This is a genomic window from Flavobacterium hauense (assembly GCF_054457175.1).
In genome coordinates this window covers 117842-141074 of sequence record NZ_JBTKVX010000001.1, presented here as the reverse complement: position 1 = coordinate 141074, position 23233 = coordinate 117842, and the positions used below count along the sequence as shown (strand labels likewise).

Genomic DNA, 23233 nt, shown 5'->3' with positions numbered 1-23233 from the left:
AAAGCGTCTTGCTTTTATTACCATTGCCTAACTATAACCATTAAACCAATGTACAAATTATTGACAGCATGTTTCCTTTTGCTTGGCGTAGCCGCTAATGCACAGATAAAAGGAAAAATTACTTCCACAAATGGCGAAAGCGTGCCTTTCGTGAGCATCACCATCGAAAACACCTATAATGGTACTACAGCCAACGAAGAAGGCCAGTATGAACTGAATGTAAAAACTCTGGGGAAATATACCGTTATCTTCCAATCCATAGGCTACAAAACACAAAAGCTTGTAGCAGACGTAAAATCACTGCCTCATGTGTTGAATGTGGTTTTGGCCGATGAGAACTACCAGCTTAAAGAGGTAGTGATATCCAATTCTGAAGACCCTGCTTATGCAGTGATCAGGGAAGCAATTGCCCACAGAAAAGAGAACTCTGCCAAAACAGGCCGTTTTGAGTCGGATTTCTACTCTAAAGGTATCTTTAGGGTAAAGAATCTTCCTAAAAAGATCCTGGGTCAAAAAATAGAAATGCCCGACGGAATGGTAGACTCTACCGGAAGCGGCATACTATACCTCTCTGAGACTGTATCGCACATCACTTTTGAGCAGCCTGACAAACTTAAGGAGCGCATTATCGCTTCTAAAGTGAGCGGTAACGATAATGGTTTCAGCTACAACACAGCCATGAATACCTACTATAACTTCTACGACAATTATGTAGACATGGACGAAGTTCAGGTAATATCGCCTATAGCCGGCGGTGCGTTAAGCTACTATAAGTATAAGCTTGAAGGTACTTTCTTTGACGAGAACAATAACCAGATCAACAAGATCAAGGTTATACCGCGCCGTGACAAAGAAGCGGTTGTTGAAGGATACATTTATATTGTAGACAACAGCTGGGCCATATATGCTACCGACTTTGACATGAAAGGCTACAGAATGCAGACGCCATTCCTGAACAACATGAACCTGAAGCAAAACTACACCTACAACAGCCAAAACGGCATTTGGGCTAAGAACTCTCAGGTATTTGATATTGATGCAGGAGGTTTCGGCATCAAGTTTAGCGGTACATTTACCCACGTCTATAATAACTATATTTTTCACGATAAGTTCGCAAAGAAAACTTTTGGTAAAGAAATAATTGTTATCGAAGACGAAGCGAACAAAAAAGACTCGGTATACTGGAACAACATAAGACCGATTCCGCTTACTAATGAAGAAGTAGTTGATTATGTAAAAAAAGACAGCATACAAACGCTTCACGAATCAGAAACCTACAAGGATTCAATCAACAGGAAACATAATAAATTTCATTGGTTTGATCCTATTGCAGGCTACAGCTATAAAAATTCAAAAGACACCCATTTTTATTATGACGGCCTGATACATCTGCCATCCTACAATACAGTGCAGGGCTGGGTACTTGATACCAAAGTAAATGCGAGCTTTGCACTGAATCCTGAGGAGAAATACGACTTTAAAAAGAAAAGGCTTTATGCCGGTCTTAAAACCGAATATGGTATTGCCGAAGACCGATTGAGGGTAAACGGAGCGCTGAGTGCTTATAACTTCTACCTAACGGGAGGTAACACCGCAGAGCAGTTTAACCCAACTAATATTTCGCCATTCATCAATGCAGTAAGTACGCTGTTCTTTGAGCGAAACTACATGAAACTGTACGATAAAACTTTCGCTAAAATAGCATATTCAAACAAAATTATTGACGGCATTAGTGCTACAGGAAGTGTAGAATACCTGCGCAGGAGGCCGCTATATAATAATGCCGACTGGGTATTTATTAAAGATGACGACCATAGCTATACGTCGAATAACCCGCTGGAGCCGCTTAATTATTCTTCGGCACCGTTTGAAAAGCATACGCTATATAAAGCAGGCATAACTGCCAACTTTAACTTTGGGCTGAAATACAAAGTATACCCCGGTGGAGAGAAGAGAGCCATGAACTATGGCGAGTATCCGTCATTGGCAATTAAATATGAAAAAGCCTTTGCAGGAAGTAATAAAGAATATGAATATGACTTTGTTGCAGCGGGTGCTTATTACCAGAAAACCCTGGGTAATAAAGGAGATTTGTCCATCAGTGTAAAAGGAGGTAAATTCTTTAATGCAGAGGGTATTGCCTTTACCGATTACAAACACTTTAATGCCAATGAAACCCATGTTAACTCAGGCAATGCTAATGTAAGCAGCTTCAACCTGATGCCATATTACAGCCTGTATACTAACGATGCCTATTTTGAATCACATATTGAACACAACTTCAAAGGCTATATCATGAACAAGATACCCGTGCTTAATTACCTGCAATGGAATCTTGTTGTAGGCTACCACACAGCCGCGACACCTAATACCAAACCTTACCAGGAGTTTACAGCCGGATTTGATAACATAGGCTGGGGCGATTTCAGGATGCTGCGTATCGATTACGTACGTGCTTACCAAGGCAGCGGTTTTGCTACTGATGGTGTAATGTTTGGTCTTAAATTCTTAGATGTTTTAAACTAGCTCTATGAAGAAAATAATGAGTTTGATTGCCCTGCTGCTATTACAGGCGGCAGGTGCGCAATCGCTTAGTGACACCCAAAAACTGGAAGCTACAGCTCGCATCTGGGGTTTCCTTAAGTATTACCATCCGCAGGTGGCGGCAGGCAAATACAACTGGGACGATAAGCTTATCGAACTACTCCCGGTTGTAGAGCAGGTAAATACCGCTCAGGAACTGAGTAAAGTATATCTTAATTGGATAGACGGTTTAGGTAGTGTACCGGTATGCAAAAAATGCTCTCAAAAAAGCAAAAAAGATTCTTTTGACAAAAACTTTGATATGGGCTGGATGGAAAACAGTGCTGTTTTTACTCCGGAATTAACTGCCAAACTGAGATATATTGAAGCCAACAGACTGTTAGGCATCAAACATTATGCAGCATCTGAACCTAATTTACAGATTAAAGTGCAAAATGAACCAGAGTACACAAACTTTGAGTACCCTGCCCGTGAGTATAGATTACTTAGTTTGTTCCGTTACTGGAATATCATTGAATATTTTTTTCCTTATAAATATCAGACGGATCAAAAATGGAATAACGTACTTACAGAAATGATCCCAGAATATATAAATGCAGTAAATGCCGAAGAATATCATTTAGCAATGCTTAAAACGGTCGCTAAAATTGACGACAGTCATGCATTTTTAAAATCAAACGTGATAAGCAACATGTTGGGTGATTACTGGGTCCCTTTTGCAACAAAAATTATTGACAATAAGGCTGTAGTAGTTAGGCTGTTCGATGAAAAATTCTGTGTAAAAGACGACATAAGAATTGGCGATGCCATTACGCACTTTAATAACAAATCGATTGAAGAATTATTCAATGAGAAGAAACCCTACATACCCGCATCATCTGAAGCCGGAAAAAGAAGGAATGCCACTGCTTCTAGGTTATTTCAGGGACATAATAATGAACCGGTTATCATAAAATTTGAAAGAGCCGGCATTGTTTCTGAAAAAACCATAATTCGCTACAAAACGGATGATTTTTCAAAGAAAACACCATTAGCACAAACAGCATATAAAAAATTAGATGGAGCTATAGGTTATGTAGATATGGGAATACTTGAATATAAAGATATCAAGAATATGTTTTCCGATCTAAATGACTGTAAATCCATCATTTTTGACCTCAGAAAATATCCGAAAAGTACAGGTGGAGGCATAGCACATTACATTCTGCCCGAAAAGAAAGAATATGCAAAGCTTATATACCCCGACCTTGATTATCCCGGAAAATACAAACCGATTGATAAGGATTTTACTATTGGTGGCAGCACGAATAAAAAAAATATCTATCAGGGTAAGATTATCCTGCTTATTAATGAATCTACTCAAAGTCAGGGTGAGTATACCACAATGATCCTGAGTAACTCTGACAAAGCCGTTAAAGTAGGCAGTGCTACTGCCGGAGCAGATGGCGATGTATCAGACTTTCCTTTTGTAGGAGGCTACCTGACACGCATATCCGGTTTAGGCGTATTTTATCCGGACTGGCGGGAAACACAGCGCATTGGAATTATTCCTGATATTCAGGTATATCCCACCATTGCGGGTATTCAGGCGGGTAAAGACGAAGAGCTTGATAAAGCTATTGAAATAGCAAACCAATAAAACCTCAAGGGACTGTCTCAAAAGTGATTTATAAGGTATTTTTATCATTCTGACGAAGGAAGAATCTAATATTAATCAAACATTTAGATTCTTCACTACATTTCATTACGTTCAGAATGACACTTTTGAGATAACGCCTTTTCATTTTATGCCATACTTGACGTAGTACGAAAATTTGATTTTTATCTTTTGAAAATCAGTGTTATCTTCAGCTTCTGCTGTAATACCACCACCTACAGCTACATTGCTGCTGCATAAGGCATGGAATAGTTCTCTTCTCTGATGATTAATGGCTTAGCCGGCTGCTCGCCAATTGCCTCTAAAAGGTATACAGCTTTTTCTTTTGCAGCCTTAATAGCACTTATGCGCACTTCTTTACGCAGGGCAGTAATTTGAGAATGGTCTACCCTTGCTATTGATGCCTCTTTAATATTATTATTGTAAAGTGCCTCAAACACCTGGTTAACCTGAGCTGCAGTACTAACCTTTAGCATATAGTCTTTGCGTTGTGCAATACCTTTCTCTTTCTGTCTTTTCATGATAACATCACTGTTAGCACCGCTAAGGCTAAGATTAGACAAATCTATATTCAGGTTTTTTAAAGCCTGTTTAAGTTTTTGCTCCTGATCATCTAAAGTATAAGTCGACTTCCCTTCAATCTTATCAGACAGCGTGATGCTTATGTAAATAATATCGGGCACAACTTCTTTTTCGGCTGTACCTGTTACTTCAATGTACGGCACTTCTTTATCATTCGCGACTTGTGCATTACCATGCATCGTTGCAAATAGCATTAGTGTAAACAATAGCTTTTTCATAGTATGGTGGTTAATAGTTTAATTACTTTATTACTGGTTCTCAATTTCCATCTCAGTTACTTTCCACTCACCGTCCTGTACTTTTTCAAGATGTACAGATACATCAAGATCACGCTTTTTCCCTTTTACGCTAATGTCAAAATCAGCAGTGCCATAGCCGTTTTCTGTAGTAATTTCGAAGGTAGGAAAAGAACCAAATTCTTCTATGCCGCCACTGTGCGCCAGGATCATCTCGTTTTGCGAAATATAGTGGGTTGCTGCTTTATAAGCATCCGACCCCTTCATGACTGAACTTAAACCAAAAACAAGGAGAGGAAGTCCAAGTAGCACAATGCCGACAGCAATACTGGTTATTAGTATGGCTTTCTTCCTCATTTTCCTTTTTGCCTCTTTCCTTATTTTTTCATATTCCTCGTATGCACTGTAAGCTGTAGATTGATTATCCAATTTTTATCGTTTATTTAGTTGTTGTACTACTTTTTCCATTTCCTCAGGTTTTTGTGTCCCTATTAAAAAGTGTTTGCCATTGGTAAACCTTATGAAAAGTCCTTTATCTCCCGAAACATTATAAGCACCGTTGCGCATGCCCCACCCGCCATAATCATGCATCGCATTATAGGTTCTTACATCACAGTTCCTAATGGTTTCCCATTTATAGGTTTTCCATTCCCTGTCAAAAGGCGAAAATTTCACGTTTATTCCGCTACTGTCAATTTTAGTATTCAGTGACATCACTAAAAATAATATGAGGACAGGCACCGGTATAGCTGCACAGATGTAAAGCACAACTTTACCGATTGTAGAATTAAGAGGGCTGCCCTGTTTGGGTTTGAATCGTTTTATACAATAAAAGATTAGTGCTGTTACTGCAGCAAGTATCAGTACATGCCAAAATTCAAAACGCTGGGTTTCTGTAAAAATAATGTTATTCATAAATGCAGGTTCTCTTACAAATTTACACAAAAAAAGGCTGCACATAGCAGCCTTTCAAAGTATTATAATCTGACTAATTGATTAGTCGAATCTTTCAATTTTAGCACCGATTGCACGAAGCCTTTCGTCAATCCTTTCATAACCACGGTCAATCTGGTCGCTATTCTGAATAGTACTGGTACCCTTAGCCGAAAGCGCAGCGATAAGCAGCGATATACCGGCACGGATATCAGGAGATGACATTAGGATACCTTTTAGGGTCGACTTAAAGTCAAGGCCTATAACAGTAGCCCTGTGCGGATCGCAAAGGATGATCTTGGCACCCATGTCGATAAGCCTGTCAGTAAAGAACAAACGGCTTTCGAACATTTTTTGGTGGATAAGTACCTCACCTCTTGCCTGTGTTGCCACAACAAGGATGATACTCAATAGATCCGGCGTAAAGCCCGGCCATGGAGCATCGGCAATCGTAAGGATAGAACCGTCTATATAGTTTTGTATCTCGTAACCATCTGTGTGAGCAGGAATATAGATATCATCTCCCCTGCGCTCAAGCGTAATACCCAGTTTTCTGAAAGTACCCGGTATCACCCCAAGGTTATCCCAGCTTACATTCTTGATCGTGATCTCACTTTTTGTCATCGCCGCAAGGCCAATCCAGCTACCTATCTCGATCATATCCGGAAGGATACGGTGTTCGCAGCCACCAAGTTTCTCAACACCTTCAATTTCAAGAAGGTTAGAGCCAACTCCAGTAATTTTTGCGCCCATGCTGTTCAGCATTTTGCAAAGCTGTTGCAGGTACGGTTCGCAAGCCGCATTGTATATGCTTGTTTTGCCCTCAGCAAGTACCGCAGCCATAACAATGTTTGCCGTACCGGTTACCGATGCCTCATCAAGAAGCATGTAAGCACCTTTTAGCTTTGTAGCCTCAACGCCATAAAAATGGTCTTCTTTGTTGTAACGGAAGGTTGCTCCAAGGTTGATGAACCCTTCAAAGTGGGTATCAAGCCTTCTTCGGCCAATCTTGTCACCACCCGGCTTAGGGATATACCCTTTACCGAAACGGGCCAATAGCGGGCCAACGATCATAATAGAACCTCTTAATGAAGCTCCCTCTTTTTTAAATGCCTCGCTCTCAAGATAAGCAAGGTTTACCTCATCGGCCTGGAAAGAGTACGACCCATGAGCCAGTTTTTCTATCTTAACCCCCAGATTGCGCAATAAGGCAATAAGCTTATTTACGTCAATAATATCCGGAATGTTGTTAATGGTTACTTTTTCGGGCGTAAGCAATACGGTGCATAGCACCTGCAATGCCTCGTTTTTAGCTCCCTGAGGCGTAATCTCACCTTTTAGCGGCGCGCCTCCTTCAATTTTAAATGTTCCCATGCAGTGAAAATAGAATTATGTTTTTCGGTTGTTTTTGTTTTGGTTATTCTGGTTGTTTTTCCCGTTGCTGATCTTGTGCTGCCCTTTTTGCTTTGGATTGCTAAATTGAGTCTTGTTGCTCAGCTTTTTGTTTATCCTCATCAGGTCCGTAGAGTTGGAAAGCTCTTCCTCGGTAGCCTGAAGGTTTATTGTTCCGCCGGACAGTTCATAAAGGTGCTCAAAAATAACATCGTCTTTAACAGTATCCTTGTTCCAGCTCAGAAACGACTTTTTCATGTGGTTAGCAATAACCATGATAAGTGCGTTCTTCATTTCGCCGTCTTCCCATTTGTTGGCAACATCGATCATGTATTTGATGTTATTGCCATAAAAACGATATTTTGGGAAGTTTTGCGGATACTCCAGCCTGTCAGGCTTTTGCTCCAGTAATTCTTTTGAAGGTATTGGGTATGGCGAATCAACATCCAGTTTAAAGTCAGACATTATAAATATCTGATCCCATAGCTTGTGCTGAAAATCGGGTACATCCCTTAGGTGCGGATTAAGGCTGCCCATTACGGAGATGATATATTTGGCCGCTTTATTACGTTCATTCCTGTCTTCAAGCTCTACTGCCTGCTCTATAAGCTTTTGCAGATGCCTGCCATATTCAGGTATGATCAGGTGTGGCCTTTCAGCATTGTATTCAAGATGGTTTACTGCTTCTGCCGGATTATGTCGCGTCATTTTGTTTTGAGGTCTTTATAATGATATGATACCTTCGATCTCCGAAAGCTCAATATATTTGTCTATTACCGACTGTGCACTTACCATTCTCACGTTTACCGAAACGGCGGTATATTTTCCGGTTTTAGATTGTGTAGTTTCTATAACTGCACCCATGTTGTCAAACGATTTTTCAACCTTTTCAACATTCGCAGGTAGCGATGGCACAATAAATTTAAATAAATATTCCGAAGGCCACAGGGTAGAATCGGTAAGTTCCTGTTTTAGCCTTGCATAAAATTCTTCGCTTTTCTTATCCATTCTAATAAAATAAACGCAAATATACGCATTACGCAGCAAGTATTTATAAAAAATTAGGCTGCAGGCGCTTTATTACGGCATTCATAATTTTTTTGAGTCATCGGTATTCGGCCATTGCCAATACCGCATTTTACAGCACTTGTCGCTGTTATTTTTATCTAAAGTATGGAAAAATCTGAAATGTAAAAACCAAATGGGACAGTTTAAGAAAAAAAATCAAGATCTCACGCAACCTTTTCATTTTCCTGCGTCTATAGAATATAGGTTTAGGTTATGAATTGGTTATTTTGAAACCCCGCTGTCTTCATGCAGCGGGGTTTCGTTTTTTTTTAGGTAGTGCCAATCAGTACCACGACAATTATCGATGCTAGGGCAATGAATATAAATGACCCAAGTATGATCTTATCAAGCAACGTCCTGTTCCTGAACAGCCTGATGACAATGTAGAGCACAGACCCCATTATAAGGTTCAGGAATATCCATTTGGTAAAAAGATAGGCAAGTGTGGCATCACGGCCTCCATAGGCATTAGCCAGCGCCATTCCCATAAGTATGCTGAATACCACCATCCATATAAAATACAGCGCCACAAGCGCATGAAAAGCAATATGCTTACTATCTATTTTTCTCATTTCTAAAAAACGCTTATCGGTACATATATCATTACATAACGCAACATTATGTATATTTATTGATGCCTTAACTGCCCAAAGTTGGCAAGATTCGGGTTGCCCATGGCAGCAGCAGCAAATACCTTTGTATTGAAATCATAAGGCATTTAATCATGAAAGAGCAAAATACTATAAATTTTGAAAGAATAAAACAGGCGATAGGTTATCTTAAAGATAATTTTAAAGACCAGCCCAATCTCGACGAGGTGGCAGGAAGAGTACACCTGAGTCCGTTTCATTTCCAGAAGCTGTTTACCGACTGGGCGGGCGTCAGCCCTAAAAAATTCCTGCAATACTTAAGCATTGAGCATGCCAAGAAACTCCTTGCAGATACCTCCTCTACCCTTTTTGATGCAGCATTACAAACGGGATTGTCTGGTACAGGCAGGCTGCACGATCTTTTCGTGACCATAGAGGGCATGACTCCGGGCGAATACAAGAACGGTGGCGAAAACCTCAGCATCAGCTATAGTTTTTCAGTAACACCTTTCGGCACCATACTGGCGGCATCAACTCCAAAAGGTATTTGCCATCTGGCATTTGCCGATGATGAAAGTGACGCGCTGGATGTGTTGAAAAAGAAATTCCCCAATGCAGATTATATCGAATCTACTGATAGCTTTCAGACAGAAGCACTCAATGCTTTTACCAACGGAACTTCGGCCGATGCCATAAAACTCCATCTGAAGGGCACGACCTTCCAGCTTAAGGTTTGGGAAGCATTGCTCAACATCCCTATGGGTAATCTTATTACTTACGGAAGTATTGCGCAGCTTGTAAATTCGCCAAAAGCATCAAGGGCAGTCGGTTCGGCAGTAGGCGATAATCCGGTGGCTTTTATTATTCCGTGCCACAGGGTAATACAATCCACGGGAATTATGGGCAATTATCACTGGGGCAGCAGCCGAAAAGCCGCAATGATAGGATGGGAATCGGCAAAAGCGGAGGTATAATCATGGACAGCATTTCTCAAAAGACAGCAACCCTGCAATGGAGCAGTATTGCCGAAAGCCTTAATGAACGAGGCTATGCGATAATCCCAGGATTCTTTACCTGTGGCGAATGTGATACACTTTCCGAACTATACGACAATCCGTCACTATACCGAAAAACCGTGGTCATGGAAAGGCATCGTTTCGGGCTGGGTGAGTATAAGTACTTTAACTACCCCCTACCCGATGCTATCGCCTCTGTACGAAAAAACATTTACCCTTTTCTCTCGGCTGTTGCCAATACATGGATGAAAGCATTGAACATAAACACTGTTTTCCCAAAAGAACTGGAACAGCTGCATGAACAATGCCGCACGAACAACCAACTGAAATCTACCGTACTGATACTGAAATATGGCCCGGGCGGATTCAATACCCTGCATCAGGATATTTATGGCGATGTATACTTCCCTATGCAGGCTGTGGTTATGCTAAGCCAGCCCGGAGAAGACTATACGGGCGGCGAATTCGTACTCACAGAACAGGTACCAAGGGCACAATCCAAAGCCATAGTACTGAAGCCTAATAAAGGCGATATGCTTATCTTTACCACAAACTTCAGGCCTGCAAAAGGCAGTAAAGGCTATTACCGTGCAGCGATGAGGCATGGCGTAAGTGAAGTGCACAGCGGTAAAAGAATGGCTATGGGTATCATATTCCATGATGCAATAACATGATTGAGCACTCCCAACTTTCGGCAACAGAGCTGAGGGCGCTGATTAAAGCAGGTGTACTTACCCTTGGCGGTAATAAAAAGCTGAAGATTTTTGGGCAGCTGAACTGCTCATCAGGCAAACGGATGCTAAAAGAGAACCGTGTATTCTTTACATCAGCACACGAAGCAAAATACTTTGGCTACCGCCCCTGCGGACATTACATGAAGCAGGATTACAAAATTTGGAAACAGGACAATGGACTTATTTAACACCAACTCAGAAACCAACCTACTCCCCTACGATGGCGAGGTAATTTACTATGGGCACGTGCTTAGCGAGAGTGAAGCAAAACGTTATTATGACATCCTGCTGAATGAGATTCCCTGGCAGCATGACGAAGCCATTATTTATGGCAAAAGGATAGTGACCAAACGCAAAGTTGCATGGTATGGCGATGAAAGTTATGACTATACATACTCGCGTACTACCAAGACTGCCCTCCCCTGGACAAAAGCCCTGCTCGAACTAAAAGAAATTACAGAAAAAACCTGCGGAACAAAATTCAATTCCTGCCTTTTAAACCTGTACCACGATGGCGGAGAAGGCATGGCATGGCACAGCGATGATGAAAAAAGTTTAGGCAAAAATACCGTCATCGGTTCTTTAAGCTTTGGAGCTGTAAGAAAATTCAGTTTCAGGCATAAGACGCGGGGTGAGAAAATAGATACAGTTTTAGACAGTGGAAGCCTTTTGGTCATGAAAGGAGAAACACAGACCCACTGGCTGCACAGATTACCTCAGTCCACTAAAATAAAGCATCCGCGTATAAATTTAACCTTCAGGACAATCGTTGAAAATATATAGTACCCCACAGGCAATAAAATATTCCGACTAATTTCCTTAACGGATTACAAATATTATATATATTTATCACGTTAATTCTTTGCTAACAAAGAGTTAAGGCCGCCCCCAGCCACCAATGCCTCAAAAATCTATTAATTTATTAAACAACTATGAAGCTAAAAGACCTAAAACTCTGGCTCAGCAAGTTGTCTGACGAAGAGCTTGAGAAAGAATTGTTATACAATTCTATGGACTACGGGATTTCAGGGCCGGTATCTGAAATAAATAAGTCCAGCGACAACCTTTATTATGTTGGAGACGAGCCGGTATTGCTGCACACAGAGTCAGAACTCAAACAACGTGGTTACAGCGAGAACCAGATCTCCGATCTTGATGTGGAAATTCCTCAGGGATGCTATTACATTGAACTAAGCAATGAATACAGCATTCTGGAGCGTTTTATTGACTAAGCCCCCGTCTTGGCCTGCATTAACATTATATTATATTGATAATCAGGTAAATTTTGGTAAATTAGCTTTACCAACACACCTTACCCGGACATGGCTCACTTTAACTAAACATCGTATTATATCCTCAACCCTCAGGGCTTGGGGAATTTTAGTTTATATATGTGCCACATTAGCAATAAGAAGAACCAAAAATTTACAACCAAAAAAAGAAACCATGAAATACCTTGACGCAAAAGACGTTTTTGAAGAGCTCAAAAGTTTTGAAGGCAAAGCAACCTTTAAGGGAGAAAATACCGTTATAGACTATTTTGTTCTTTTGCCCAAGGCTGACTGTAAGGATATTGACATAAAAGCATTTTTAGAAACATATCAGGCAAGTACAAGTTTTGAAATTGAGGGCAGCCACGAAGATGAACCTTACACGCTTATAGGTGTCAACATGGATGAGGAACGCTGTACCAATGATGTTGATTACTTTATGAAGATGATCGTTTGGTAGACAAAACAGGTATTTTTACCTGATTTTACCTAAACCTGAGCAGCTACATTTGATACTATAAATCTTATCAAATGGAAAATCTTACCAAAGCTATACAGGTGTTTGAGGACAGCATGAATACTTCTGAAACTACTAATCAAAACTTAAAAATAATTCATCCTCCGGCTCCCGCACCTCCGGCACCTCAACCTCTGCCATCTTTTAAAGATTTTAACAATGTAGGCTTTATAGGCATACATGAGATCGTTGAAGATAATGCCGTAAAAGAAAAAATGGAGAATCTGAGAGTTATTGCAAAGAAGAGTCTCGCAGTACTAAATCTTGCAGCAGATGCAGCGGTAAGGCAAAAAAATTATGTAAAAACAGACAAATCAGCCTGGATAGGATTACAATATTTTCCTTTACTGCGTTTAACAGAAACCGTAAGCACTTCCTTATCCCTAACTACAAAAGGTATTGATGTAACAGGGAAAATTTTCAGCATCATAAAAGGCTTCAATGCAAAAGAAGATTCTGAACTGACTAAGTTTTGTGAGCACCTTGGCAAAATAGCCCGTTCTTTTAAACCTTTAAAATACGATCGTTTCAGACAGAATGATAACGATAATGACATGATGGTATTTACCTACAGCGTAGATATTTCGAAAATTGAAAATAGCATTACCTATCAACCTACCATTAAACAATTTTCTATAAAACTGAATAATGACTTATCAGGAATTAGATGTCAAAATAATTCTGATGTTACTGTAAACATTACCATCAGCTGTTCAACTTTCATTCTGGATTATGACACAGATAAGCAACAAAATAAAGATCAATTTCATAATTTCCTCAATCGTTATGGCGATGCAGACATTACTACAGAACCGGCTCACTTTGAAGGTTACTTCAGGAGAGCCTAGGCTTTAAAAATATATTTTAAAAGCATATAGCGCTGATAATTAATGTTTTATTAACCTCAACATAACCATACATTCATCTCAGTATCCGTATTTTACATAAAATTCAGGATATGAAATTCTTTCTTTTCAAATATTTGATTTCCTTCAGGGAGTGGCTTTTCCTAAAAGCGATGCAGTCAACTTTCATTCATTAATATTCTTTCAGAGAACAATTTGATACACTTGCTTTTTGAATGAACATGAATGACGATTTTACCCCTGACAAATCCCATTTTGGAGACGATTTCCTGTGGGGCGTGTCAACTGCGGCCTTCCAGATAGAAGGTTCACACGATGCCGATGGCAAAGGCCTTTCCATCTGGGATGTTTTTACCGCCAAAAAAGGCCGGATAAAAAGCGGCCACCATGCCATGACAGCCTGTGATTTTTACAGCAGCTACCATACGGATATACACCTCATCCGTCAACTTAACATCCCTAATTTCAGGTTTTCCATCAGCTGGTCGAGGCTTTTGCCCGATGGCACAGGCACCGTTAACCAGGCCGGAATGGACTATTATAACCGCCTTATTGACCATCTGCTGGAATGTGGCATAGAACCCTGGGTTACGCTATACCATTGGGACCTGCCCCACGCCCTCGAACTGAAAGGCGGATGGACGAACCGCGAAAGCATAGACTGGTTTACCGAATTCGTTGACCTTTGCGCACGTACTTTTGGCGACAGGGTTCAAAACTGGATGGTGATGAACGAACCATCAGTATTTACCGGAGCCGGTTATTTTCTGGGCATACACGCACCGGGACGACGAGGTATCACCAATTTTGCCAAAGCTGTACACCATGTAACCCTTGCTACCGCAGCCGGAGGAAGAACCCTGCGCAACATCCTGCCTGAAGCCAACATAGGCACAACGTTTTCCTGTACCTATATAGAACCTGCAAGCGATAAGAAAAAAGACATAGCGGCAGCCCAACGTGTAGACACGATGCTGAACCGCACCTTTATAGAACCCATACTCGGATTGGGTTATCCTCAGGCCGACCTGCCCGTACTCAACAAGCTCAACAAATACATGCAGCCCGGAGACAGGGAAAACATGGCCTTTGATTTTGACTTTATAGGCCTGCAATGTTATACCCGTGAGGTAGTGCGCTCCTCTATGCTTACGCCCTACATAGGTGCGGCATTAGTAACTGCCCAAAAACGTAAAGTCCCACTTATTACCGAAATGAAATGGGAGGTCTATCCTCCATCCATAGGCCATCTGCTTGAGCGTTTCAGCAAATATGAAAACATCAGGAAAATTATAATCACCGAGAATGGTGCCGCTTTTCCTGACACTGTAGTGAACGGAGAAGTGAACGATAAGGAACGTACACAATATATCCAGAATCACCTGAACGAATTACTGAAAGCCAAAAGGCAAGGTGCTAAAGTTGACGGTTATTTTGTATGGAGCCTTACCGACAACTTTGAATGGGCAGAGGGCTACCATGCCCGCTTTGGCCTTATCCATATAGATTTTGACACACAAAAAAGAACCATAAAACAATCGGGGCACTGGTACAGCCGCTTTTTAGCCAATGAAAAATAAGCCTGCCTGCCTCACAATTATTATATTGCTATGAAAATACTTTATGCCGTACAAGGTACCGGAAACGGCCACCTGAGCCGAGCCATAGACATTATTCCCTGCCTGCAGAAACACGGAGAAGTAGATATACTTGTAAGTGGCATACAGGGTGACCTGAAACTGCCCTTTCCTGTAAAATATGAACTAAGGGGGCTTAGTTTCATTTTCGGAAAAAAAGGTGGAGTAGACATCTGGAAAACCTTTGCCAAAACCAATACGCGCAAGCTTGTGCGCAGCATAAAAGACCTGCCTGTAGAAAAATATGATCTTGTGATCAACGATTTCGAACCGGTTTCGGCATGGGCCTGTAACTTAAAGAACAAACCCTGTATAGGCCTTAGCCACCAGGCAGCGGTTTTAGACAAACGCTACCCACAGCCCGAAGACAAAGACAGGACAGGAAGACTTATCCTGAAACACTACGCTCCAACCGATTACAGGTATGGCTTTCACTTTAACGGAGATAATGAGTCTATATTCACCCCGGTAATAAGGCAGCAGGTGCGCGACCACGAAATAACAAATGGTGGACACTACACGGTATACCTTCCAGCTTATGACGACAAGACACTTTTAAAAACCTTATCGCAATTCAAGGATGTGAAATGGGACGTGTTCTCCAAGCACAATAAGAAAGAGATCGTAAAAGGCAATATTATCATTCAGCCGATAAACAACCAGCTCTTTACTGCAAGCATGGCAGCATCTGCCGGAGTGCTTTGCGGGGCAGGTTTCGAAACTCCGGCTGAGGCATTATACCTGGGCAAGAAATTACTGGTGATCCCAATGAAAAACCAGTACGAACAGCAACTTAATGCCGCAGCCCTTAAAGAGATGGGAGTACCGGTGATAAAAAGCCTGAAGCCTAAATATGACCCGATTATAAAGGAATGGATTGAAAATGGCGATGTGATTCCTGTGAATTATCCCGACATGACGCAAAGAATAGTAGACAGGGTGATTGTAAGGCACATGAAGACAAAACTGGTTTAACATTTTACTTAACTGTGGCATAACAGGTTAGTATTTTTCTTAAAAAGAATTAATGTTTTATTGGCTTTATTTTACCAAAACTTTAAAGCTTTATGGTTCATCTTTGCATCACTAACCACCTAAAACTATTCGCTATGAAAAAGAACATTGACCTTGCCACGATTAAAAATTTTATCCTTACCAATGCCTTATCAGAAAATGTAATGCTGATGCTTCACCCGTCAAATTTTGACAAGCTGGTGACAAACGGAAAAGCTAAGGCACTTTGCATATCAGGCATCAATATAATACCTGACGACAATAACGAAATCAGCGAGGGCGAGATAGATGTCCTTGAAATAAAATTTAACTAAGACACAAATGAGAATTGCCATAAGCTACGACACGGTACAGGAATACATCATAGATAATGACCTTACCGACAATGACACCATAGTATTGCATCCGTCAGACTACGAGACCCTTGCAGCTGAATATGCCGAAGAGAACAATATTATGATATTCCGCTCTCTTGAAATACTCGGTATTCCGGTACTTGAAGATACTGAAAACGAAGTAAAAAAGAGCCAGATCGTTGTAACGCAGCTGGCAGCCTCTTAAGAATATACTACTTTATTGGTAGAGCCATCCGGGAAACCGGGTGGCTTTTTTGTATTTACAAGGTTTCAGTGCCTTGGAGCTGTGAGCTAAAAAAACCTGCAAGGTTTTGAAATCCCGCAGGCTATATTGTTACTAAACTTTAGTTTGCTGTCATGGCCACATTAGCCATTGTTCCGCTGAAAACACCCGTAAGGAAACTATCCAGGCAATTAATATCTTTTTGCGAACGTGAGTCCTTCTTTACTTTCAGGGCTGCATCAACGAGGTATTTTTCGCATCGGTTTACAATTGTCCTTGCCTGCATTGGCCCCATGACTTCAATAATCTTAATGTCGGTTACGGTAACAATATAATTGCCGTTCTCGTTTCGCACCTTAAAATTAAATTTGCAGTCATTCCTCATAGCAGGACTGCCATCAGAACAGGTATTCTTTATTTTTTCTGCCGATCCTGTCTGTACACCATTCAGCATGGCTTCAACTTTTAAATCGGGCTGATTATCTACCGTAGCAGTAACATTACTGGTAGCAGGGAACGCATGTTCCCATATTAAATTTCCGTTTTCGTTCCTGAAACCGTCCTGAGCCAATGCAGGCAGGCTAAACAGCAATGATAAAAGTAATTTTTTCATAGCGTGTAGTTTTTTAGATTAAACTGCTGTTTTGAGTATATAGGAAGGTGACTTAAAGTTACCCATAAAACAGTTTAACTTCTTCTTTCACTACCCTTTTACCATTTATTTGTGACAAATTCTTAATAAATGGTTAACAAGAGCATGCGAAAAAAACTCAAAACCTTTGGCTTTTTATTGCACCAACAAAAAAAATAATGTTAATAAAATGGCCAATCCATTAAAAGCCTGCACAAAAAATATTTTTTTCTGATAAATTCTTTTCGCCTTATTTTTAATTAATCTAAATAAATACATTTGTAACCGATTAAGATAAACACTTGCATGAAAAAAATTTTACTTTTTGCCTTAGCGCTTACATTTAGTGCCGCAAAAGCCCAAAACTGTCAGAGTACAGACCCCGGCACAACAGCAGGATCAACCAGCTGTATATCATTTATGTATGACGGTTCACTAATAGAATATACCACAGTGCGTGCAGCCGATGGCAATGTATGGCTACAGCAAAATCTTGGAAGCACTCAGGTAGCGACATCTTCATCAGATCCTGATTCTTACGGAGGATATTTTCAGTGGGGACGCTGGCAGGATGGCCATGAGAAGAACAATTCGCTTGTGGGCACTACAGCATCGCCTAACAACCCTACAGGGGTAGGCACAGCAAACGCTTACTTTATACCAACATGGTGGAATGTTGCCGCTACAGGTGATTCCTGGGCAGCAGCAACACCAAACGACGTTACCGAGACGAATGGTTGTGATCCTTGTAAAGCATTAGGCAACGGCTGGAGACTTCCTACTGAAGCTGAATGGAGTACAATTATAACCACCGAAGGAATAACTAATGTTTCGACAGGTTATGACAGCAATCTTAGGCTAGCTGTTGCGGGCTATCGCGGTTCTACAGGAGGATTTACTTTTGTGGGCTCGAGAGCCTATTATTGGAGCAGTACACCAAGTACCTCTACTACAAATTACAGTAAATACCTGTATTACAGCAACGCTGCAATGAATCCGAGTGCAGGCGGGCTAAGAGGCCAGGCAGCATCAGTGCGTTGCATAAAAGGACAATCGGCAACACCGCCGGCAGTACCTGTAAGCGTAGCAATTACCACACCGGGAGGTGCCCCAGCTGTAATTACTGCAAATGGCGGAATCTTAACCCTTTTATCTGCAATTACACCGGCAAATGCAACCCAATCGGTTACATGGAGTATAATTGAAGGCAGCGAATTAGCTACAATAAACGGTAATGGAGTGGTTACAGCCCTGGCAAACGGAACAATTACCGTTCAGGCCGCCAGTACAGAAACACCAACTGTTCTTTCAACAATTACAGTTACTATAACCAATCAGTATGTAGTACCAACCTCTGTCGAAGTTACAACACAAAACAATGCTGATGCAGCTATAAGCACTAATGCTGGAACACTTCAGCTTACAGCAGCAGTACTTCCGGCGGCGGCCGACCAAAGCGTGACATGGAACATAACCTCAGGAAATGGATTGGCATCTGTAGACGCTAACGGACTGGTTACAGCTATAGCAAACGGTACAATTACTGTTCAGGCCATAAACAACGCAGATACAACCCTGACAGACAGTATAGACATTACCATTACAGGACAGTATGTAGCACCAACAAGCCTTGAGCTTACGGTTGCCAACAACGATTCGCCTTTTATCATCACACAGAACGGTACACTTTTACTTCAAGCGGCTATTCTTCCTGCAGAAGCAAACCAGTCAGTTACATGGAGTGTTATATCAGGAGAGCTATTTGCAAGTGTCAATGAAGGAGGGCTTGTAACAGCCATCGCAGACGGCGTGGTGACCATACAGGCAGTAAGCAATGACGATGCCTCGATACTTGACACCATTAGCATAACCATAACTAACCAAAACCCCGAATCGGCAGCGCCTTATTGCGAAGTTAGCACTGAATATGGTGTAGAACCTATATCGCTGGTACAATTTGCAGGCATAGATAACCCTACAAGCCCGGAGATAAATTCTACCCCATCGTATCAAAATTTTACAACTAAAAAGGGAAGTGTGATAAAAGGAGAAACTTACACACTTACGGTAGAAGGCAATACGGCAGGACTATTCTCTCATGACATAAGGGTTTTCATAGACTGGAATATTGATAATGCTTTTGACATGGCTACTGAATACTATGCTACAACCATAGAAAATACCACAGGTACAGATGGTGTTCAGGCAACACTTGAAATCACGGTTCCACAGACAGCTGTTACCGGTACAACTAGGATAAGGATAACAAAAGATCAGTGGAATATTTATGAAGAAGGAGAATTTGACGGATGTACTGATGCTTATTATGGCCAGGTAGAAGATTATTCACTGGAAGTTACCGAACCTGTTACAGGAATTGATGACCTTAATAAAACAGCTTATACCGTATACCCTAACCCAACCAATGGCCTTGTAACTGTTCAGGCTGATGCTGAAGTACTTTCGGCTGAGGTATACAACCTAACAGGCCAGCTGATTGCCACAGCCAATGGGAAGCAGCTGAACCTTTCTCAGGCAGCGGCAGGCATATATATCATGAAGATACGTTTTGAGGGTGGCAACACCGCAACACAAAAGATAATAAAGAGAGATTAATTAGTAGTGTAGTTAATTTGCAGAGTCAAAAAAAATAGTGCATAATGATTTATAGTAGTTAAACGTTAGTTAGTTTTTGTTTTATTCATATTTTTTTTGAGAGCCGCTGGGGTAAAGACAGCGGCTCTTTTTTTGTTTTTACCCCCTCCAAAGGAGGGAATCTACTCATACCTTTAAAAACACAACAGTGGTTTCCCCTCCTTTGGAGGGGTGGCTGAAAGCCGGGGTGGTTCTTTAATGCAAGTAGATTTCTTGCTAAGGTTTATGACTCCCTTAAGAATACTTTACCATATCCTTATCACACTACCCTTTTTATAATGAGTAATTTTATACAAAGCAGAAACTATAAAACAACTCATTATGGAAACCAGGAACATTTTAAAGTCACCGGAACCGAAAAGGAATTTTTCAAAATATGACGCATCAGGTACCGATCCGAACCGTTATGCATCAGTTTCCAACTCTAAGGAAGCTGACAGCTTTTTGCATAAAGGCAAAAAAAGCATCATTCCCGGACTTAGGGTAAACGTAAGCAAAACCGAACGCATCATTATGGTAGCGGCAGGAGCTTACCTACTATACCGTGCCCTTAAAAAAGACCATAGCAAGACTAAAAAAGTAATGGAAGGCGTTACAGCCGGAACCATGCTTTTCAGGGGTATCAGCGGCTACTGCCCTGCTTATGACCTGATGGATAAAAAAGGGCTGCTAAAGGGCAGTAACGTTGCCATTACAGCCTCATTGAATATCAACAAACCGGTTGTAGATGTATATAATGCCTGGAGAAATCTTGAAAACCTGCCAAAATTCATGCAGCACCTGCACAGTGTGGAAGAGCTGGACGGAGGGACATCGAACTGGAAAGCCAAAATACCCGGAGGCATCGGTACTGTAGGCTGGAAAGCCCAAATCCTTACCGACAGGCCTAACGAAGTTTTAAGCTGGCAGTCCCTTGCCGATTCGACGATACACAATGCCGGCAGGGTAATTTTCAACAGGAACAGCGATGGCCACGGTACTGATATTGAAGTAAGCATTGCTTATCATGCACCATTTGGTAAAGCAGGCGAAGCAGCAGCAAAACTGCTTACTCCTGTATTTGAAAAAATGCTGCAAAAAGATATTGAAAGCTTTAAAACATACATTGAAGGCGGTAGTACACAACAAGCCTAAGAAAGATTTAGTGCAATTTCATTTGGTGAAGAAGGGCTCCGTTATTAATGGGGCTCTTTTTTAAATAAACTTGTTGCCCTACCAGTAAAAAACTACCTATTCAAGATAGTACTGAATAATTATAATTAAATTTGAGTATAACAATAAAGAAATTAACTATGGGAAAAATCGCTTTGTCAATTTTCGCACTTTTATGCTTTACAACTGTTTTTGGACAAGCCAGGGAAGAACTAAACTTTGGCCTGGTGGGTATTAATTATGAAATACCTGTTCATAGAGATATTACTATTGCTCCGGGTATTGGAACCAGCCTCGATCTTGACTGGCTGAATCTGGGAGTTAAGGCAAACTATTATTTTGATAATCTGTTTGATATTTCCGATGAGGCCTGGGATGTCTATGGGGGTGTTAATGCCGGATATTCTGTCGACATGGATGATAACGACAATAACGGTGACGATGAAAGTGATATCAACATTGGCCTTCATGTTGGCGGAAGGTGGTTCTGGAATGACAAATGGGGACTTTATGTAGAGCTTGCCGGCGGCAATGTTTCAGGATTTTCTCCGGGAATCGGAGTAACAATGAAACTATAACAATGAAGCTTTTATATATAAAAGCCTGTAAGGATTTTAACTTACAGGCTTTGTTATTTAATGGCACGGATCAGACTTGCAAATCCGTACTACCGAGGTAATCAGGTCAAAAAATGAATTACTTCAACTCCATTTTATCATACACATTTAATACCTACAAGGTTTTGAAAACCTTGCAGGAGCTTACTCATAATCCTTACATGATTCTCAACCTGCAAGGTCTTGGGACCTTGTAGGTTTAAATACATTATTGTGACTATTGGACGAATTAAAAATTCTTTTTATTTTTTTCATTTAAAAGCAGTATTTTTTAAAAAGAAAATATTGTTAAACTCAACTTAATAAAAACTAAATTTGTATTCAATAAATGAAATATTTTATCCAATATCATAAAGCAGAAGAACTAGGTATCCCATTAAGAACACCAGTATATAATACTCTAAACCAAAATTTTATTAGAAATAACCTTAGGTTTTTTACAAAAAAAAGAGCCATTAAAAGTGAGATCGGTAATAAGTGTTTTTTGATTGTTGGCTTTGGAAAGAAAGGTAAAATGGATTTTTATTTATGGTCTTTAATAAATATAGAAAAAGTTACTTTTGAAGATAAATTATTTTGGGCAGAAGGAATTGGTTTTGATTTCAATGCTCCTATATATTTAAATAATATAGAAGGTTTTAGAGACTTAAAGAACTTTTGTGGAAACTTTGGGTTAGGATTAACAGATATTACAACTCATCAATTTTGCAATAAAGTAATAGAACTTGAAAAAGATTATGAGGAACATTTAGAAATATTAAAAACAAGTGAAGAGTACTGGCTGAATATAATAGAAGCTAGAAAATTATCTTCATCAGAAAGAGCTAAGATTTTAAAAAATAGTAATCCTAAACCAGAAAAGTCTAAAGTCCAAATAACAGTTTTTAAACGAAACATCTATGTTATTGCAGAAACCCTAGAAAGGGCAAACGGAATATGTGAGAAGTGTAACAGTCCAGCACCTTTCTTTAGAGATAAAGACGATACCCAATATTTAGAAGTCCATCATAAAATTCCTCTCGCCGAAAACGGTGATGATACAGTAGAAAACACAATTGCATTATGCCCAAATTGCCATAGACATGCTCACTATGGGAAGAAGACGTATTAAAAAGAGTAATTATTTATTTTTTTAGTTATATTTCCAAAACACGTATTGAACCAGTGTCTGCCGCGGCAGATATGAATCTTGCTCTCTACATTAAAAAATAAATCTATCTCATATAATTAAAAAAGCCCATCGCTTTCACGAAGGGCTTTAACCCAAATAACTTAACTCAAATTAATTAAGATGCCCGGTTATGCCGCCAATAATGATCAGGGCAATGGCAATAACTCCGGCGATTTCTATATATCGAATAATCGTATTCTTTTTCTGGAAGGCATAATAATGTACGTATCTCTTTTTACCTGCTGTGGCTAATTGTACTTGTTTGTCTTTCGTGCTAGGCGTGTTTTTCATAATCATGTCATTTAATCGTTTCAATATGTCCTGTAAATATATACAACGCATTTCCGGAAAGAAAAGTGTTTAACAAAGTA

At 40.4% G+C, this 23233-nt stretch carries 26 protein-coding genes; 17 read left to right on the top strand and 9 right to left on the bottom strand.

Features of this window, described 5'->3' with window-relative positions:
• The first annotated feature begins 48 nt into the window (after window positions 1-48).
• Together ACX0HA_RS00615 and ACX0HA_RS00610 are read left to right on the top strand one after the other, a co-directional pair.
• The gene (locus ACX0HA_RS00615) at window positions 49-2526 is read left to right on the top strand and encodes a DUF5686 and carboxypeptidase regulatory-like domain-containing protein (protein ID WP_458843321.1); all 2478 of its coding nucleotides are present in this window, start codon (window positions 49-51) and stop codon (window positions 2524-2526) included.
• A gap of 4 nt (window positions 2527-2530) precedes the next feature.
• Entirely contained in the window at window positions 2531-4183 is a 1653-nt protein-coding gene (locus ACX0HA_RS00610; RefSeq protein ID WP_458843320.1) for a S41 family peptidase, read from the top strand.
• A gap of 239 nt (window positions 4184-4422) precedes the next feature.
• Here the strand turns inward: ACX0HA_RS00610 and ACX0HA_RS00605 are convergent, their stop codons facing one another.
• From ACX0HA_RS00605 to ACX0HA_RS00575, 7 genes are all read right to left on the bottom strand, one after another.
• Window positions 4423-5001 carry an SIMPL domain-containing protein gene (locus ACX0HA_RS00605; RefSeq protein ID WP_458843319.1) on the bottom strand — a complete coding sequence of 193 codons (579 nt, stop codon included), beginning with the start codon at window positions 4999-5001 and terminating at the stop codon, window positions 4423-4425.
• 30 nt (window positions 5002-5031) lie between these two features.
• Window positions 5032-5448 carry a hypothetical protein gene (locus ACX0HA_RS00600; protein WP_458843318.1) on the bottom strand — a complete coding sequence of 139 codons (417 nt, stop codon included), beginning with the start codon at window positions 5446-5448 and terminating at the stop codon, window positions 5032-5034.
• A 3-nt stretch (window positions 5449-5451) separates the two neighbouring features.
• Window positions 5452-5934, bottom strand: coding sequence for a hypothetical protein (locus ACX0HA_RS00595; RefSeq protein ID WP_458843317.1), 483 nt, complete (start codon window positions 5932-5934; stop codon window positions 5452-5454).
• A gap of 81 nt (window positions 5935-6015) precedes the next feature.
• On the bottom strand, window positions 6016-7326 hold the full coding sequence (murA, locus tag ACX0HA_RS00590; protein ID WP_458843316.1) for a UDP-N-acetylglucosamine 1-carboxyvinyltransferase: 1311 nt from the start codon (window positions 7324-7326) through the stop codon (window positions 6016-6018).
• Window positions 7327-7341: 15 nt separating this feature from the next.
• Window positions 7342-8052: a DUF4290 domain-containing protein gene (locus ACX0HA_RS00585; protein WP_458843315.1), complete on the bottom strand. Its 711-nt coding sequence runs from the start codon at window positions 8050-8052 to the stop codon at window positions 7342-7344.
• Between the two features lie 15 nt (window positions 8053-8067).
• Window positions 8068-8352, bottom strand: a complete 285-nt coding sequence (locus ACX0HA_RS00580; RefSeq protein ID WP_169521315.1) for a DUF493 family protein — start codon at window positions 8350-8352, stop codon at window positions 8068-8070.
• 329 nt (window positions 8353-8681) lie between these two features.
• Window positions 8682-8984, bottom strand: a complete 303-nt coding sequence (locus ACX0HA_RS00575; RefSeq protein ID WP_458843314.1) for a hypothetical protein — start codon at window positions 8982-8984, stop codon at window positions 8682-8684.
• 152 nt (window positions 8985-9136) lie between these two features.
• Here ACX0HA_RS00575 and ACX0HA_RS00570 point away from each other — a divergent pair, with 152 nt between their 5' ends.
• The 11 genes from ACX0HA_RS00570 to ACX0HA_RS00520 all read left to right on the top strand — a co-directional run bounded on the left by ACX0HA_RS00570 (window position 9137) and on the right by ACX0HA_RS00520 (window position 16618).
• Complete coding sequence (locus tag ACX0HA_RS00570) at window positions 9137-9976, top strand: bifunctional helix-turn-helix domain-containing protein/methylated-DNA--[protein]-cysteine S-methyltransferase (RefSeq protein WP_458843313.1); 840 nt, start codon at window positions 9137-9139, stop codon at window positions 9974-9976.
• Window positions 9977-9978: 2 nt separating this feature from the next.
• Window positions 9979-10692, top strand: a complete 714-nt coding sequence (locus ACX0HA_RS00565; protein ID WP_458843427.1) for a 2OG-Fe(II) oxygenase — start codon at window positions 9979-9981, stop codon at window positions 10690-10692.
• Window positions 10689-10940: an Ada metal-binding domain-containing protein gene (locus ACX0HA_RS00560; RefSeq protein WP_458843312.1), complete on the top strand. Its 252-nt coding sequence runs from the start codon at window positions 10689-10691 to the stop codon at window positions 10938-10940. Before ACX0HA_RS00565 ends, ACX0HA_RS00560 begins: the two co-directional genes overlap by 4 nt.
• Entirely contained in the window at window positions 10927-11535 is a 609-nt protein-coding gene (locus tag ACX0HA_RS00555) for an alpha-ketoglutarate-dependent dioxygenase AlkB family protein (protein WP_458843311.1), read from the top strand. Before ACX0HA_RS00560 ends, ACX0HA_RS00555 begins: the two co-directional genes overlap by 14 nt.
• A 149-nt stretch (window positions 11536-11684) precedes the next feature.
• Window positions 11685-11984 (top strand): hypothetical protein, encoded by a 300-nt coding sequence (locus ACX0HA_RS00550; RefSeq protein ID WP_458843310.1) that lies wholly within the window; start codon window positions 11685-11687, stop codon window positions 11982-11984.
• Between the two features lie 214 nt (window positions 11985-12198).
• Window positions 12199-12483 carry a hypothetical protein gene (locus tag ACX0HA_RS00545; RefSeq protein WP_458843309.1) on the top strand — a complete coding sequence of 95 codons (285 nt, stop codon included), beginning with the start codon at window positions 12199-12201 and terminating at the stop codon, window positions 12481-12483.
• Window positions 12484-12554: 71 nt separating this feature from the next.
• Complete coding sequence (locus tag ACX0HA_RS00540; RefSeq protein ID WP_458843308.1) at window positions 12555-13388, top strand: hypothetical protein; 834 nt, start codon at window positions 12555-12557, stop codon at window positions 13386-13388.
• 233 nt (window positions 13389-13621) lie between these two features.
• The gene (locus tag ACX0HA_RS00535) at window positions 13622-14986 is read left to right on the top strand and encodes a GH1 family beta-glucosidase (protein ID WP_458843307.1); all 1365 of its coding nucleotides are present in this window, start codon (window positions 13622-13624) and stop codon (window positions 14984-14986) included.
• 30 nt (window positions 14987-15016) lie between these two features.
• A complete protein-coding gene (locus ACX0HA_RS00530; RefSeq protein WP_458843306.1) occupies window positions 15017-16018 on the top strand; it encodes a glycosyltransferase family protein in 1002 nt (333 codons plus the stop codon).
• Window positions 16019-16152: 134 nt separating this feature from the next.
• Window positions 16153-16371 (top strand): hypothetical protein, encoded by a 219-nt coding sequence (locus ACX0HA_RS00525; protein WP_458843305.1) that lies wholly within the window; start codon window positions 16153-16155, stop codon window positions 16369-16371.
• 7 nt (window positions 16372-16378) lie between these two features.
• The gene (locus ACX0HA_RS00520) at window positions 16379-16618 is read left to right on the top strand and encodes a hypothetical protein (protein ID WP_458843304.1); all 240 of its coding nucleotides are present in this window, start codon (window positions 16379-16381) and stop codon (window positions 16616-16618) included.
• Window positions 16619-16757: 139 nt separating this feature from the next.
• On the opposite strand, the gene ACX0HA_RS00515 is transcribed toward ACX0HA_RS00520, so the two are convergent.
• Complete coding sequence (locus ACX0HA_RS00515; protein ID WP_458843303.1) at window positions 16758-17249, bottom strand: hypothetical protein; 492 nt, start codon at window positions 17247-17249, stop codon at window positions 16758-16760.
• A gap of 324 nt (window positions 17250-17573) precedes the next feature.
• Between ACX0HA_RS00515 and ACX0HA_RS00510 the strand changes: the two genes are divergently transcribed.
• From ACX0HA_RS00510 to ACX0HA_RS00495, 4 genes are all read left to right on the top strand, one after another.
• Window positions 17574-19883 (top strand): Ig-like domain-containing protein, encoded by a 2310-nt coding sequence (locus ACX0HA_RS00510; RefSeq protein ID WP_458843302.1) that lies wholly within the window; start codon window positions 17574-17576, stop codon window positions 19881-19883.
• A gap of 360 nt (window positions 19884-20243) precedes the next feature.
• Window positions 20244-21056 carry an SRPBCC family protein gene (locus tag ACX0HA_RS00505; RefSeq protein WP_458843301.1) on the top strand — a complete coding sequence of 271 codons (813 nt, stop codon included), beginning with the start codon at window positions 20244-20246 and terminating at the stop codon, window positions 21054-21056.
• 158 nt (window positions 21057-21214) lie between these two features.
• On the top strand, window positions 21215-21652 hold the full coding sequence (locus ACX0HA_RS00500; protein ID WP_458843300.1) for an outer membrane beta-barrel protein: 438 nt from the start codon (window positions 21215-21217) through the stop codon (window positions 21650-21652).
• Between the two features lie 367 nt (window positions 21653-22019).
• Window positions 22020-22802, top strand: coding sequence for an HNH endonuclease (locus tag ACX0HA_RS00495; protein WP_458843299.1), 783 nt, complete (start codon window positions 22020-22022; stop codon window positions 22800-22802).
• 171 nt (window positions 22803-22973) lie between these two features.
• Here the strand turns inward: ACX0HA_RS00495 and ACX0HA_RS00490 are convergent, their stop codons facing one another.
• Window positions 22974-23153 carry a hypothetical protein gene (locus ACX0HA_RS00490; RefSeq protein ID WP_458843298.1) on the bottom strand — a complete coding sequence of 60 codons (180 nt, stop codon included), beginning with the start codon at window positions 23151-23153 and terminating at the stop codon, window positions 22974-22976.
• Window positions 23154-23233: the final 80 nt, after the last annotated feature.

Coding starts and splice junctions, on each gene's coding strand:
- ACX0HA_RS00515 (WP_458843303.1), bottom strand. CDS start 17,249: ATGAAAAAATTACTTTTATCATTGCTGTTTAGCCTGCCTGCATTGGCT.
- ACX0HA_RS00610 (WP_458843320.1), top strand. CDS start 2,531: ATGAAGAAAATAATGAGTTTGATTGCCCTGCTGCTATTACAGGCGGCA.
- ACX0HA_RS00555 (WP_458843311.1), top strand. CDS start 10,927: ATGGACTTATTTAACACCAACTCAGAAACCAACCTACTCCCCTACGAT.
- ACX0HA_RS00510 (WP_458843302.1), top strand. CDS start 17,574: ATGAAAAAAATTTTACTTTTTGCCTTAGCGCTTACATTTAGTGCCGCA.
- ACX0HA_RS00565 (WP_458843427.1), top strand. CDS start 9,979: ATGGACAGCATTTCTCAAAAGACAGCAACCCTGCAATGGAGCAGTATT.
- murA (WP_458843316.1), bottom strand. CDS start 7,326: ATGGGAACATTTAAAATTGAAGGAGGCGCGCCGCTAAAAGGTGAGATT.
- ACX0HA_RS00595 (WP_458843317.1), bottom strand. CDS start 5,934: ATGAATAACATTATTTTTACAGAAACCCAGCGTTTTGAATTTTGGCAT.
- ACX0HA_RS00535 (WP_458843307.1), top strand. CDS start 13,622: ATGAACATGAATGACGATTTTACCCCTGACAAATCCCATTTTGGAGAC.
- ACX0HA_RS00570 (WP_458843313.1), top strand. CDS start 9,137: ATGAAAGAGCAAAATACTATAAATTTTGAAAGAATAAAACAGGCGATA.
- ACX0HA_RS00560 (WP_458843312.1), top strand. CDS start 10,689: ATGATTGAGCACTCCCAACTTTCGGCAACAGAGCTGAGGGCGCTGATT.
- ACX0HA_RS00495 (WP_458843299.1), top strand. CDS start 22,020: ATGAAATATTTTATCCAATATCATAAAGCAGAAGAACTAGGTATCCCA.
- ACX0HA_RS00530 (WP_458843306.1), top strand. CDS start 15,017: ATGAAAATACTTTATGCCGTACAAGGTACCGGAAACGGCCACCTGAGC.
- ACX0HA_RS00490 (WP_458843298.1), bottom strand. CDS start 23,153: ATGAAAAACACGCCTAGCACGAAAGACAAACAAGTACAATTAGCCACA.
- ACX0HA_RS00605 (WP_458843319.1), bottom strand. CDS start 5,001: ATGAAAAAGCTATTGTTTACACTAATGCTATTTGCAACGATGCATGGT.
- ACX0HA_RS00525 (WP_458843305.1), top strand. CDS start 16,153: ATGAAAAAGAACATTGACCTTGCCACGATTAAAAATTTTATCCTTACC.
- ACX0HA_RS00500 (WP_458843300.1), top strand. CDS start 21,215: ATGGGAAAAATCGCTTTGTCAATTTTCGCACTTTTATGCTTTACAACT.
- ACX0HA_RS00585 (WP_458843315.1), bottom strand. CDS start 8,052: ATGACGCGACATAATCCGGCAGAAGCAGTAAACCATCTTGAATACAAT.
- ACX0HA_RS00575 (WP_458843314.1), bottom strand. CDS start 8,984: ATGAGAAAAATAGATAGTAAGCATATTGCTTTTCATGCGCTTGTGGCG.
- ACX0HA_RS00615 (WP_458843321.1), top strand. CDS start 49: ATGTACAAATTATTGACAGCATGTTTCCTTTTGCTTGGCGTAGCCGCT.
- ACX0HA_RS00580 (WP_169521315.1), bottom strand. CDS start 8,352: ATGGATAAGAAAAGCGAAGAATTTTATGCAAGGCTAAAACAGGAACTT.
- ACX0HA_RS00545 (WP_458843309.1), top strand. CDS start 12,199: ATGAAATACCTTGACGCAAAAGACGTTTTTGAAGAGCTCAAAAGTTTT.
- ACX0HA_RS00540 (WP_458843308.1), top strand. CDS start 12,555: ATGGAAAATCTTACCAAAGCTATACAGGTGTTTGAGGACAGCATGAAT.
- ACX0HA_RS00505 (WP_458843301.1), top strand. CDS start 20,244: ATGGAAACCAGGAACATTTTAAAGTCACCGGAACCGAAAAGGAATTTT.
- ACX0HA_RS00550 (WP_458843310.1), top strand. CDS start 11,685: ATGAAGCTAAAAGACCTAAAACTCTGGCTCAGCAAGTTGTCTGACGAA.
- ACX0HA_RS00520 (WP_458843304.1), top strand. CDS start 16,379: ATGAGAATTGCCATAAGCTACGACACGGTACAGGAATACATCATAGAT.